Below are 11624 nucleotides of genomic sequence, written 5' to 3' on the forward strand. Positions count from 1 at the left end.
TAAGCGGGCCTAGGCGCCCGCGCGCTCCAGCACGCCCTTGCTGCTGGGCACCGCTCCGGCGCGGCGCGGATCCACCTCCGTGGCCTGGCGCAGCGCCCTTGCAAACGCCTTGAAGCAGGCCTCAACGATGTGGTGTGAATTCACCCCATCCAGCTGCCGGATGTGCAGGGTGAGGCCGGAGTTATTCACCACGGCCACAAAGAACTCTTTAACCAGCTCGGTGTCGTAGCTGCCGATCTTCTGAGCGGGGATCTGCAGGCCAAAGCTCAGGTGCGGGCGGCCGCTGCAATCGAGGGCCACCTGCACCAAGGCCTCATCCAGGGGCGCCACAAAGTGACCGAAGCGATGAATCCCACGCCGGTCACCGAGGGCCTTGGCCAGGGCCTGACCCACGGCGATCCCCACGTCCTCATTGGTGTGGTGATCGTCGATGTGGGTGTCACCCACGGCATTGATCTCCAGATCCACCAGCCCGTGGCTGCTGATCTGATGAAGCATGTGATCGAGGAAGGGCACGCCCGTGCTGGCGCTGCACTGGCCCGTGCCATCGAGGTTCAACTTGACGCGCACATCGGTTTCACCGGTGACGCGATGGATCTCGCCCGTGCGCATGGTCATGCCCTCCTCAGCTCAGTCTGCCGCTCACATGCCGGTGATGCAGTACCCGGCGTCGACATAGATGGTCTGGCCGGTGATGCCGGAGGCCAGGTTGCTGGCGAGGAAAGCCGCGGTCCCGCCCACTTCGTCCTGGGTGACGGTGCGGTGCAGGGGAGCCTTCTCTTCGACGTTGTGGATCATGTCGAGGATGCCGCCGATGGCCGAGCTGGCCAGGGTGCGGATCGGGCCGGCGCTGATGGCGTTCACGCGCACCTGCTTCTCGCCCAGCTCAGCGGCCAGGTAGCGCACTGAGGCTTCCAGGGCGGCCTTGGCCACGCCCATGACGTTGTAGTTGGGGATCGCGCGCTCAGCACCGAGGTAGCTGAGGGTGATCACACTGCCGCCTTCGCTGAAGAGAGGCTTGGCGTGCTTACACAGCGGTGCCAGGGAGTAGGCGCTGACTTCCAGGGCACGGGCAAAGCCCTCGGGAGAGATGTTCGAGTAGTCACCGATCAGCTCGTCCTTACCGGCGAAGGCCAGGCAGTGCACCAGGACATCGATCTGGCCCCACTGCTCCTTGACCTTGGCGAAGACCGCTTCGATCTGAGCGGGGTCCTGCACGTTCAGGGGCTCGAACAGGGTGGGGGCCAGGGGAGCGGTCAGCTCACGCACCTTGCCTTCAAAGCGCCCCTTGTCATCAGGCAGATAAGTGACCCCGAGCTCGGCGCCTGCGGCGTGCAGCTGCTGGGCGATGCCCCAGGCGATCGACTTGTTATTGGCGATGCCGGTGACCAGGGCCTTCTTACCGCGCAGATCGAGGAGCATGAAACGGGCGCTTGCGTTGCGGTGATTCTCACCCAGAAGGCGCCAGACGCCAGGATCACTGGACCCCAAGTCGCCGCCGTTGGCCAGCCCCACCCCATGCGGAGTGCCCCTGAACTGGGAGGAGCACCCCGGCGATCTCCCCCGCAAATTCAGCGACCGCAGCGCGCTTGAGCACACGCTGCAGCAGCTCTTCCCCGAGGCCAGCGGCAGCCTCAGCCCGATCCAGGGCGGACGCAGCCAGGCGGATGCTCTCCTGAACAAGGTCCAACCCGAGCGCTACGCCAAGGCCCGCAACTTCCTCAGCGGCCCCGTCACCCGGCTCTCGCCCTACATCCGCCACGGGGCCATCAGCCTGGCGGAGGTGCGCGATGCCGTTTTCGCCCGCACCAAGCAGCGGCAGGCCAGCGAGAAGCTGATCAATGAGCTGGGCTGGCGGGACTACTGGCAGCGGCTCTGGGAGCAACTGGGCGATGGGATCTGGAGCGACCAGGAACCGCTCAAGACCGGCCATCACCCCGGGGCCTATGCACCGGAACTCCCCGCCGACATCACCGAAGGCCGCACGGGGCTGGCCTGCATGGATGGCTTCAGCCAGGAGCTGCAGCAGACGGGCTGGCTGCACAACCACGCCCGGATGTGGCTGGCGGCCTACGTCGTCCACTGGCGGCGCATCCGCTGGCAGGCGGGCGCCCAGTGGTTCCTGCGCCACCTGCTGGATGGGGACCCGGCCAGCAACAACCTCAGTTGGCAATGGGTGGCTAGCAGCTTCAGCCACAAGCCCTACTTCTTCAACCGCTCCAACCTGGAGCGCTACAGCGATGGCCGCTACTGCCAGGACTGCAGCCTGAGCGCCAAAGGCTGTCCGTTTGAAGCCAGCTACGAGCAGCTCGAGCAGCGCCTGTTCCAGCAACCACCCGCGATCCGCGAGACGGGTGATCGCACGAGCCGCAGACAGCGCCCCTCGAGCTCCAAAGCCTCCGCCTTCAGCCGCCCTGCCAAGCCCAACCGATGAAGAACCCGATCCTTTGGCTACACGGGGACGCCCTGGGCCCCAGCAACCCTGCCCTGTTGGCCCACCCCGGCCAGCCGGCGGTGTTCGTCTTCGACCGAGAACTGCTGCGGGGCAACAGTCCCACCACCGCCGATCCCCAGGGGACGGCCGAGCCGGTCAGCCTCAAACGCATCGGCTTTCTGTATGAGTGCCTGCTGGAGCTGCCCGTGACCCTGCGCCAGGGGGATGTGGCCAGCGAGGTGCTGCGCTTTGCCCAAGCCCATGGCGCCGATGGCATCGTCACCAGCTCCAGCGTGGATCCCCGCGTGGGAAGCATCTGCCGCACGCTCGAGCAATCCCTGCCGGTGGTACAGCTCGAACCCACAGCCTTCGTCGAGCTGGAGGAGGGAGTGAATCTGGGGCGCTTTAGCCGCTACTGGCGGCAAGCCGAACGGGAGGTCTGGGCCGACTGGGCGCCGCAGGCTTAAGAAGCTGCGTTCTCCTCTGGGGGACTGAGCAGGTCCCGCTCCTCGAGCATCGGGAAGGTTGGAGCCGAGACCTCAGCGGCGCTGCGGGGCGGGGCCACCCACTGCCAGCGGGCCTTGGGAGCGCGCTGACGGCAGAGCGCTTTCAGCTCCTGCCGCAGGGCCCGCTGCACGTCCTGGCGGTTGGCCGCTTCAAAAAACTCCTGACGGCTCGCCAGGCCCGTGCTGAAGGGCCTGCTGCCATTGCCGTTAAACAATCGAGCCGGATCCACCAGCCAGCGGGGTTTGCAGACACCGGCCTCACGGGTGTCGGTGGAGAGCCAGATGTGCAGCCCATAGCCGTCGGGCTGATTCACCACCGCCAAGCCGTCATGGGGCTGGGAGCGCTGCAGGGGATAGATCGTCCAGGTGGCGCTGCGGTGGGCGGGCACACAACCCAGGAGAGCCAGGGACAGGAGAGCCGCTGCGGGACGGGGCCAACCCAAGGCAGTTCAGGGCACAATCAGCCCCATTCTGGTGGCGTTGTCATGGTGCTCACCCCGTCTGAAATGTTGCCCCTGGGAACGCCCCTGCCGGCGTTCGCGCTGGAGCGGGCCGCAGGCGGCAGCTGGAGCACAGCATCGCTGGAAGCCCAACCGGTGTTGGTGCTGTTCATCTGCGCCCACTGCCCCTACGTGATCCACATCGAGCCGGAACTGGGCCGCCTGGAGCGCGACTACGGCCAGCAGCTGCAGATCGTGGCGATCTCCAGCAACAGCACCATCACCCACCCCCAGGACGGCCCCCAAGGCTTAAGCGCGCAGGCCCAACGACAAGGCTGGGGCTTCCCCTATCTCTTTGATGCCAGCCAAGCGGTCGCCAAGGCCTTCCAGGCGGCCTGCACCCCCGATCTCTTCCTGTTCGATAGCGAGCACCAGCTCGTCTATCGCGGCCAGCTCGATGCCAGCCGCCCCGGCAACGACCAACCGCTCAATGGCGCCGACCTAAGGGCGGCCATCGACGCCCTGTTGAGCGGTCAAGCGATCAGCCTCGAGCAAATGCCATCGATCGGCTGCAACATCAAGTGGCACCCGCAGGAGCCCTAGAGGGCCGAGAACCGAGTGGGGGCCTTAAGGTTCCCTTCATGCAGGTGCCCCCCTTCAGCCTCACGGAACAGCTGGCGCAGCTCGGACCTGAGCTGGATGCAGCGGTTTTGGAGGTTCTCCGTAGCGGTCAATACATCGGTGGCGGGGTCATCGCTGCTTTCGAGAAGGCCTTTGCCGAGAGCGTGCAGAGCCCCTTTGCCGTGGGCTGCAACAGCGGCACCGACGCGCTGATCCTGGCCCTGCGTGGCCTGGGCATCGGTCCAGGTGATGAGGTCATCACCGCCTCCTTCAGCTTCTTTGCCACCGCAGAAGCGATCAGCGCCGTGGGCGCCACACCGGTCTTCGTTGATGTCGAGGAGAGCTCCTATCTGATCGACCTGGATCAGGTGGAAGCCGCGATCACCCCGTCAACTAAAGCGCTGATTCCGGTCCACCTGTTCGGCCGGCCAGTGGACATGGAGCGCGTCTGCACCGTCGCCACGCGCCACAACCTCAAGGTGGTCGAGGACTGCGCCCAGGCCAGTGGCGCCAGCTGGGCTGGAGTCCCCGTGGGCAGCTGGGGCGATGTGGGCTGCTTCAGCTTCTTCCCCACCAAAAATCTCGGTGGCGCCGGTGACGGCGGTGCCGTGACCTGCAAAGACGAGGCGCTGGCCCAACGGATGCGGGAGCTGGCGGTGCACGGGATGCCCCGCCGCTACCTCCACAGCGAGCTCGGCTACAACAGCCGCCTCGATGCGATCCAGGCCGCCGTTCTGGGCGTCAAGCTGCCGCACCTGAGCAGCTGGGTGGAGAAGCGCACGGCCATCGCGCAGCGCTATCGCACCGAACTCTCAGGCACTAACGGCTTCGCCTTGCCCGAGGCCGGTCCCTCGGGCCACAGCTGGAACCAGTTCGTCGTACGCGTCCCCGCCTGCAGTCCCACGCCGGCCTGCGGCTCAAGCTGCACCCCGTCCGCTGACAGCGCCAACTTCGGCCTCCCGGAAGCCTGCTGCCGCGACTGGCTGAAACAGCAGCTCCAGGAGGCCGGCGTCACAACGATCATCTACTACCCGATTCCAATCCACCGCCAGCCGGCTTATGCCCACCTGAACTACGGGCCCGGCTCGCTGCCCATCACCGAGCGCCTCTGCTCCGAAGTCCTCAGCCTTCCGATCTTCCCGGAACTCAGCACTGAGCAGCAGAGCCGAGTTATCGAGGTGCTGCAGCAGGTGACGGCCAAAACACCTGCATCGGTTGCGGCCTAGGCCTTCGGCAGCGAGGCATAGAGCGCCTTGAAATGGGCCTGCTGCTTCTTGTGACTCACGATTGGCGCGGGGTAGCCGCGGCGCTCCATCGGGGTGATCTCGCCACTCAACAAGTCTTTGGTGTTGACGTGACTGAGCTCCGGTAGCCAGCGGCGGATGTAATCACCCTCCGGATCAAACTTGCTGGCCTGGGTGGCTGGATTAAAGATCCGCAGGGGCTTGGGGTCCATCCCGCTACTAGCACTCCACTGCCAACCGCCGTTGTTAGCTGCCAGATCACCATCCACCAGGCGGGCCATGAAAGCGGTCTCGCCTAGGCGCCAATCGCAGATCAGGTCCTTCACTAAATAGGAGGCGACGATCATGCGGCAGCGGTTGTGCATCCAGCCGCTCTCATTGAGTTGGCGCATCGCCGCATCAATGATCGGCATGCCTGTCAGCCCATCGCACCAGGCCTGGTAGCGATCAGGGTCGTTCTCCCAGGGGAAGAGCTTCCACTGGGGCCGATACGGACCATCGGCGAGTTCCGGGAAGTGAAAAAGCGCCTGTTGATAGAACTCCCGCCAAGCCAGCTCCTGCTCCCAGACCTGAATCGACTCGCGCTGCTCATCGCTGCGCGCCAGGGCCTTGGCCTGCTGCGCCGCATCCCAGGCCTGGCGCGGGCTGAGGGTCCCAAACTTCAACGCTGCCGAAAGGCTCGATGTCCCCGCCTCTCCCGGCATGTTCCGGCCGGGCTCATAGGCCAAGAGCGGACCGCCATCACAGAAGGCCTCCAGCTGCTGCTTGGCCGCGGCCTCTCCTGGACGGCAGGGACAGACGTCTGCACCTGAGAAGGTTTTACCGAGGGACTCCAGGCTGGGCAGCTCGGCGAGAACTGGCAGCTCGCCGTCATAGGCCAGCAAGCCCTGGGGGGCAGGTCTCAGAGCCAGCTCTCCGGCATCAGCCCTCCGCTCTACCTGGCCGAACCAGTTGCGCTTAAACGGTCCGTACACCCTGTACGGATCTCCGCCGCCGGTCTTGAGAGCCTCTGGAGCCACCAGGAGCTGATCCCAGTCCACTAGGACCTTTTGGCCCTGGGCCTGCAGCGCCGCGGCCACCCGGCGATCACGCTCGCGTCCGTAGGGCTCAACATCACGGTTCCAGGCGACCACGCCCGCTCCGATGGCCTTGGCCAGCTGCGGCAAGACCTCAGCGGGATCCCCCTGGAGCAGCAGCAACTGACTGCCGGCCTTGCGCCAGCTGGCCTGGAGTTCCTTCAGGCTCTCGAGCAGAAACCAGACCCGCGCCGGAGCCATATCCGCCGCCGAGAGGATCACCGGATCCAGCACGAACACCCCCGTGACCGCCGGGGTCGCTGCAGCGGCGGCCGCCAGACCCAGGTTGTCGACCAGACGCAGATCTCGGCGATGCCAAAACAGCCAACGCTCCGCTGCCATCAGATCCCCAGCACCTGCTTGGCGCGGAACCAGGCCGTCACGCTCTTGGCATCGAGGTACTCATCGCCGCTGGCGATCAGCTGATCGAGTGCCGCCGGCGTCATCAGGACCACCTCCAGGTCCTCATCGTCATCCCCTGGCGGACGCTCGCTCAGCTCCGTGAGATCACGGGCCAAGAAAAGGTGAATCACCTCATCGGAATAGCCCGGGCAGGGCAACAGCGATCCGAGTTCGTCCCAACGGGTGGCCGAGTAGCCGGCTTCTTCTTGCAGTTCCCGCTGCATCGTGCTCAGCGGGGTCTCGCCTGGATCCAGGGTCCCGGCCGGGAACTCCAGCAACCGGGTCGCCACAGCAAAGCGGTATTGGCGCAGGACCACCACCCGGCCATCGGCAAGCACCGGCACCGCCAGGGATGCGCCCGGGTGCTTGACCATCCCGAAGGTGCCCTCGACACCCATCGGCAACAGCATGCGATTGACCTCGAAGCGCAGCTTGCGCACATCCAGGCTGGCGGTGGTCTCAAGCTGGCGCGCGGGCTCGGGAGAGGGCAGTGGCGCCATGGAATCTGATCACCGATCGATGGCAATCAGCATGGCAGTTGCAACTACTCAAGCCATCCGGCCCTAGGCGCCAACCGCAACGGCGGCGGCTGTCCAGCCAAGACCTGCCGGAGTTCCAGCTCGAAGCGTGCATCCAAAGCGGCCAAGGGCGCCAAGACAAAGGCCCGTTCCGCCCAACGGGGGTGGGGGAGCTCCAACTCGGAGCTCTGGAGCTGCAATGTCCCCCACCAGAGCAGATCCAGATCCAACGTCCGCGGCCCCCAGCGCTCCTTGCGCAGGCGGCCGAATTGCGACTCCAGAGCCTGCAGCCGTCGCAACAGCTCCATCGCCGCAGCAGCAGTGGGCTCAGGTGGCTGATCCAAGACCACCACAGCATTGATGTAGTCCGGCTGATCCGGCGGGCCGCCAACGGGAGCCGTTCGAAAGAGCGGGGACCAGCGCAGCTCAGCTGCGCCCAAACAAACCTGAAGTTCTGGCCGCAGAGCGATCAGGGTCTCAATCGGACCGCCCACTGCGCTGGGCAAATTGGCCCCAAGCCCAATTGCCAGGCCCTGATCAGCGAGACTGGCGCCCACGACAAACTTCTCCGGCGTTTCCATGGTTGCAAGTGGTACAGCCGCTCGGGCCTTCCCCCTTGCCGCCATCACCGGCCACGGAACCCTGAAGCTGGCCCTGCTGTTGGCAGCCGTCGACCCCGGCCTGGGTGGTGTGGTGATCGCCGGCGGGCGCGGCACTGGCAAATCCGTTCTGGCACGGGGTCTGCATGCCCTGCTGCCGCCGATCGACGTCCTCGATGTCGGCGGCCATGGCCTCAACACCGACCCCCAGGCACCGGAAGACTGGGATGCGCCGACGCGGGCGCGGCTGACGGAACTCGGGGCGGACCCCACAGGCGCCGACAAGCAAGCCCTACTGCCCACCAAGGTCATCCCGGCACCGTTTGTGCAGGTCCCACTGGGCATCACCGAAGACCGCCTGGTGGGCTCGGTCGATGTCACGGCATCCCTCGCCAGCGGTGAAGCGGTCTTTCAACCGGGCCTGCTAGCCGAGGCCCACCGCGGCGTGCTCTACGTCGATGAGCTGAACCTGCTCGATGACAACGTCACCAACCTGCTGCTGGCCGCCATTGGCAGCGGTGAGAACCGGGTCGAGCGGGAGGGCCTGAGCCTCTCGCACCCCTGCCGCTGCCTGCTGATCGCCACCTACAACCCCGAAGAGGGGGCCATCCGCGATCACCTGCTGGATCGCTTCGCCATTGCTCTCTCGGCCAACCAGGTCCTGGAGCTCGATCAACGGGTCGAGATCACCCGCAGTGCCATCGGCCACGCCGAATCCAGCGAAGCCTTCCGCCAGCGCTGGCAAGAGGAAACAGACGCCCTCTCCACCCAGCTGCTGCTGGCCCGCCAGTGGCTGCCCGATGTCCAGATCACGCGGGAGCAGATCGCCTATCTGGTGAACGAGGCCCTGCGCGGCGGCGTGGAAGGCCACCGCAGCGAGCTCTATGCCGTGCGGGTTGCCCGCGCCCATGCCGCCCTCAGTGGCCGTGACCGGGTGGAAGCCGAGGACCTGCAGGTCGCAGTGCGGCTGGTGATCGCGCCGCGGGCCATGCAACTGCCGCCCCAGGATCCCGACCAACAGATGGATCCCCCTCCGCCGCCACCGCCGCCGCAGGGAGAAGACAACCAAGAGCAAGAACCGGAGGAGCCCGAGGACAACGAAAACGACAAGGAGGACGAACAGGACGAAGAAGACACCCCGGAAGATCAGGCGCCGCCCTCGATCCCCGAGGAGTTCATGCTCGATCCAGAGGCGATCGCCATCGACCCAGACCTGCTGCTCTTCAACGCCGGCAAGGCCAAGAGCGGCGGCAGCGGCAGCCGAGCCGTGGTCTTCAGTGACTCCCGCGGCCGCTACGTCAAACCGATGCTCCCCCGGGGCCCTGTCAAGCGCATCGCCGTTGACGCCACCCTGCGGGCCGCAGCGCCCTACCAAAAAACCCGGCGTGAGCGGGAACCGCACCGCAAGGTCGTGGTGGAAGACGGAGACCTGCGGGCCAAGCAACTGCAGCGCAAGGCCGGTGCCCTGGTGATCTTCCTGGTGGATGCCAGCGGATCGATGGCCCTCAACCGAATGCAGAGCGCCAAGGGCGCCGTGATCCGCTTGCTGACCGAGGCCTATGAGAACCGCGACGAGGTGGCGCTGATTCCCTTCCGCGGCGAGGCCGCCGAAGTGCTGCTGCCCCCGACCCGCTCGATCACCGCCGCACGGCGGCGGCTGGAGTCCATGCCCTGCGGCGGTGGCTCGCCCCTGGCCCATGGCCTCTCCCAGGCTGCTCGGGTGGGTGCCAATGCCATGGCTACCGGGGAACTGGGCCAGGTCGTGGTTGTCGCCATCACCGATGGCCGGGGCAACGTGCCCCTCAGCCGCTCCCTCGGTCAGCCCCAGTTGGACGGGGAAGAGCCTGTGGATCTCAAGGAAGAGGTCAAGCAGGTGGCCAGCAAGTACCGGTCCCTTGGCATCAAGCTGCTGGTGATCGACACCGAGCGCAAGTTCATCGGCAGCGGCATGGGCAAGGACCTGGCCGACTCCGCCGGCGGCAAATACGTCCAGCTGCCCAAGGCCAGCGATCAGGCGATTGCCGCGATCGCGATGGAAGCAATCAGCGGGGTCTGATCAGCGGTTGGCTTCGGTCTTCTCGGGGTAGACCTCATCGAAGAAGGCCCCCAGGCCAATCGCCACGCTGCGCAGGCCATCCATGAAGCGCTTGTCGGAAGTGAGCTTGTTGATGTCACCCCCCACGCGATCCAAGGTCGCGGTCAGGTCCTCCAGGTTGGCAACTGTGCCCTTGAGCTCGCTCAGGGTCTTGGGGTTATCCAGGACCCGGACGAAGTTCAGGATGTGGGCCGTGGAGTCGTTGAGGTTGTTGATCGTCGGCTGGACATCGCGAACGGTGGTCCGAAGGTCACCGATTAAGGCCTGACCGTCCTTCATGAACGCCGTTGCTTCCTTGGCCGTGGTGTCGATGCTGCTGATCGTGGTGCCGAGCTTGGGAATCAGCTTTTCCTTCTCCGCCTGATCCAGCAACTGCTGCAGCGTGGCCGTCACCTGGCTCAAGGTGGCCGCGCTCTTGCCCTGAATCACCGAGCCATTGCAGACCGTCAAGGCGCGGTTGCAGTTCATCGCTTTCGGGCCCGGAGTCCCCTTCGGCAGGGGCTTAATCGGTGCCGTGAGGGCCACAACAGCATCCCCGCCGAGCAGCGAAGCCGCCTCCACCCGCGCATCCAGAGGTTGGGGCAGCTGAAGATTGGGTTGGTTGATATCGATCTGCACTTCCACGGCCGTGGCCGTGGCGGTGACCTCCTGAACATGACCGACGGTGACCCCGCGATAGGTCACAGCCGAGCGGGGGGCCAATCCGGCGGCATCCGCAAAGTTCGCCTGGAAGCGCCAGGTGCGATTGCTCACCGAGACCCCTTTGAGCCAGAGCCAAAACAATCCAGCCGAGCTCACTGCCGCCAGCAGCGTGAAGCCGACGATCGCTTCTTTCACACTGCGGCGCATGGGGTCTAGAGCTCCGCAGGTTGCATCGGCCCGCTGAGACTAGCCGTGCGGAACTGAAGAACATAGGGATTGGTTGTGGTCCGAAAATCCTCCACAGTTCCCTGCCAGCGGAATAGGCCGTCGTAGAGCAAGACCACCCGATCGGCGGTGCGCTCAATCGTGCTCATCACGTGGCTGACCACCACAGAACTGCCGCCCGCGATTTGAGTCGTGTGAACGATCAAATCTTCAATCCGCGTGCAGGCCACTGGATCCAGGCCTGCCGTCGGCTCATCAAAGAGCAGCAAGGGGACCTTCCCCACGGGCTGACTTGGATCACTGATGACCGCGCGGGCAAAGCTGACCCGCTTCTGCATACCGCCACTGAGCTCCCCTGGATAAAGATCCTCCGTACCGGAGAGCCCCACGGCCTCCAGGGCCTCGGCCACCCGCTGGCGGATCTCCCGTTCGTTCAAGCGACTGAAGCGATCCAGCAAAAAGCCCACGTTCTGGCGCACGGTCAAGGACGCCAGAAGCGCCGGGTTCTGGAACACCGTGCGGACATCGGGGGGGTTGCGCTGATCCAGCCGCAGATAGGTCTGCTGCACCCCATGGATCTTCAAACGACCGCTGCTGGGCAAAAGCAAACCCGATAGCAGGCGGAGGATTGTCGATTTACCGGCACCCGAGGGACCTACCACCGCCAGGCGCTCGCCCGCATTCAGGGTCAAATCGACGTCGCTCAGCACGGTGTTGCGGCCCCACCGCACGCTGACGTCGTCCATCTGGACCACTGGGGTGGATTGCACCGGATCCTTCACGAATGGGGGCATCTTGGCGGTTTCTCCCTAACCTGGCCCC

Annotated in this window: 13 protein-coding genes; 5 read left to right on the forward strand and 8 right to left on the reverse strand. The window is 65.5% G+C overall.

Annotated features, from left to right (window positions below):
* Positions 1–9: 9 nt before the first annotated feature.
* Together hisB and fabI are read right to left on the reverse strand one after the other, a co-directional pair.
* Positions 10–618 (reverse strand): imidazoleglycerol-phosphate dehydratase HisB, encoded by a 609-nt coding sequence (hisB, locus tag LY254_RS07195; protein ID WP_247476372.1) that lies wholly within the window; start codon positions 616–618, stop codon positions 10–12.
* 24 nt (positions 619–642) lie between these two features.
* A complete protein-coding gene (fabI, locus tag LY254_RS07200) occupies positions 643–1422 on the reverse strand; it encodes an enoyl-ACP reductase FabI (RefSeq protein WP_010314422.1) in 780 nt (259 codons plus the stop codon).
* A 79-nt stretch (positions 1423–1501) separates the two neighbouring features.
* On the opposite strand from fabI, the gene LY254_RS07205 reads away from it, so the two are divergent.
* Both LY254_RS07205 and LY254_RS07210 read left to right on the forward strand, forming a co-directional pair.
* Positions 1502–2434, forward strand: coding sequence for an FAD-binding domain-containing protein (locus LY254_RS07205; protein WP_247476374.1), 933 nt, complete (start codon positions 1502–1504; stop codon positions 2432–2434).
* Positions 2431–2901: a deoxyribodipyrimidine photo-lyase gene (locus LY254_RS07210; RefSeq protein WP_247476376.1), complete on the forward strand. Its 471-nt coding sequence runs from the start codon at positions 2431–2433 to the stop codon at positions 2899–2901. The genes LY254_RS07205 and LY254_RS07210 overlap by 4 nt, the downstream gene beginning before the upstream one ends.
* On the opposite strand, the gene LY254_RS07215 is transcribed toward LY254_RS07210, so the two are convergent.
* Positions 2898–3383, reverse strand: a complete 486-nt coding sequence (locus tag LY254_RS07215) for a hypothetical protein (RefSeq protein ID WP_247476378.1) — start codon at positions 3381–3383, stop codon at positions 2898–2900. The genes LY254_RS07210 and LY254_RS07215 overlap by 4 nt on opposite strands.
* 42 nt (positions 3384–3425) lie before the next feature.
* On the opposite strand from LY254_RS07215, the gene LY254_RS07220 reads away from it, so the two are divergent.
* Both LY254_RS07220 and LY254_RS07225 read left to right on the forward strand, forming a co-directional pair.
* Positions 3426–3983, forward strand: coding sequence for a thioredoxin family protein (locus LY254_RS07220; RefSeq protein WP_247476380.1), 558 nt, complete (start codon positions 3426–3428; stop codon positions 3981–3983).
* Between the two features lie 38 nt (positions 3984–4021).
* The gene (locus LY254_RS07225) at positions 4022–5227 is read left to right on the forward strand and encodes a DegT/DnrJ/EryC1/StrS aminotransferase family protein (RefSeq protein ID WP_247476382.1); all 1206 of its coding nucleotides are present in this window, start codon (positions 4022–4024) and stop codon (positions 5225–5227) included.
* Here LY254_RS07225 and LY254_RS07230 read toward each other — a convergent pair.
* Genes LY254_RS07230 through folK form a run of 3 tightly spaced genes read right to left on the reverse strand, consistent with a single transcriptional unit; the run spans position 5224 to position 7822 of the window.
* A complete protein-coding gene (locus LY254_RS07230) occupies positions 5224–6663 on the reverse strand; it encodes an FAD-binding domain-containing protein (RefSeq protein ID WP_247476383.1) in 1440 nt (479 codons plus the stop codon). The genes LY254_RS07225 and LY254_RS07230 overlap by 4 nt on opposite strands.
* Positions 6663–7223, reverse strand: coding sequence for an NUDIX hydrolase (locus LY254_RS07235; RefSeq protein ID WP_247476384.1), 561 nt, complete (start codon positions 7221–7223; stop codon positions 6663–6665). Before LY254_RS07235 ends, LY254_RS07230 begins: the two co-directional genes overlap by 1 nt.
* Positions 7224–7267: 44 nt before the next feature.
* The gene (folK, locus tag LY254_RS07240) at positions 7268–7822 is read right to left on the reverse strand and encodes a 2-amino-4-hydroxy-6-hydroxymethyldihydropteridine diphosphokinase (RefSeq protein WP_247476385.1); all 555 of its coding nucleotides are present in this window, start codon (positions 7820–7822) and stop codon (positions 7268–7270) included.
* Here folK and bchD point away from each other — a divergent pair.
* Complete coding sequence (gene bchD, locus LY254_RS07245) at positions 7821–9896, forward strand: magnesium chelatase ATPase subunit D (protein ID WP_247476386.1); 2076 nt, start codon at positions 7821–7823, stop codon at positions 9894–9896. The two genes, folK and bchD, sit on opposite strands and share 2 nt — an antisense overlap.
* Here the strand turns inward: bchD and LY254_RS07250 are convergent, their stop codons facing one another.
* Together LY254_RS07250 and LY254_RS07255 are read right to left on the reverse strand one after the other, a co-directional pair.
* Positions 9897–10784, reverse strand: coding sequence for an MlaD family protein (locus LY254_RS07250; RefSeq protein ID WP_247476387.1), 888 nt, complete (start codon positions 10782–10784; stop codon positions 9897–9899).
* A 5-nt stretch (positions 10785–10789) separates the two neighbouring features.
* Complete coding sequence (locus LY254_RS07255) at positions 10790–11596, reverse strand: ABC transporter ATP-binding protein (RefSeq protein ID WP_010314400.1); 807 nt, start codon at positions 11594–11596, stop codon at positions 10790–10792.
* Positions 11597–11624: the final 28 nt, after the last annotated feature.

The sequence above is a fragment of the Synechococcus sp. NB0720_010 genome (assembly GCF_023078835.1).
Lineage (GTDB): Bacteria > Cyanobacteriota > Cyanobacteriia > PCC-6307 > Cyanobiaceae > Vulcanococcus.

Bases quoted from the DNA above. Each gene is read 5' to 3' on its own strand.
- hisB (WP_247476372.1), bottom strand. From the start codon at position 618: ATGACCATGCGCACGGGCGAGATCCATCGCGTCACCGGTGAAACCGAT.
- fabI (WP_010314422.1), bottom strand. From the start codon at position 1,422: ATGCTCCTCGATCTGCGCGGTAAGAAGGCCCTGGTCACCGGCATCGCC.
- LY254_RS07210 (WP_247476376.1), top strand. From the start codon at position 2,431: ATGAAGAACCCGATCCTTTGGCTACACGGGGACGCCCTGGGCCCCAGC.
- LY254_RS07220 (WP_247476380.1), top strand. From the start codon at position 3,426: ATGGTGCTCACCCCGTCTGAAATGTTGCCCCTGGGAACGCCCCTGCCG.
- LY254_RS07225 (WP_247476382.1), top strand. From the start codon at position 4,022: ATGCAGGTGCCCCCCTTCAGCCTCACGGAACAGCTGGCGCAGCTCGGA.
- LY254_RS07230 (WP_247476383.1), bottom strand. From the start codon at position 6,663: ATGGCAGCGGAGCGTTGGCTGTTTTGGCATCGCCGAGATCTGCGTCTG.
- LY254_RS07235 (WP_247476384.1), bottom strand. From the start codon at position 7,223: ATGGCGCCACTGCCCTCTCCCGAGCCCGCGCGCCAGCTTGAGACCACC.
- bchD (WP_247476386.1), top strand. From the start codon at position 7,821: ATGGTTGCAAGTGGTACAGCCGCTCGGGCCTTCCCCCTTGCCGCCATC.
- folK (WP_247476385.1), bottom strand. From the start codon at position 7,822: ATGGAAACGCCGGAGAAGTTTGTCGTGGGCGCCAGTCTCGCTGATCAG.
- LY254_RS07250 (WP_247476387.1), bottom strand. From the start codon at position 10,784: ATGCGCCGCAGTGTGAAAGAAGCGATCGTCGGCTTCACGCTGCTGGCG.
- LY254_RS07255 (WP_010314400.1), bottom strand. From the start codon at position 11,596: ATGCCCCCATTCGTGAAGGATCCGGTGCAATCCACCCCAGTGGTCCAG.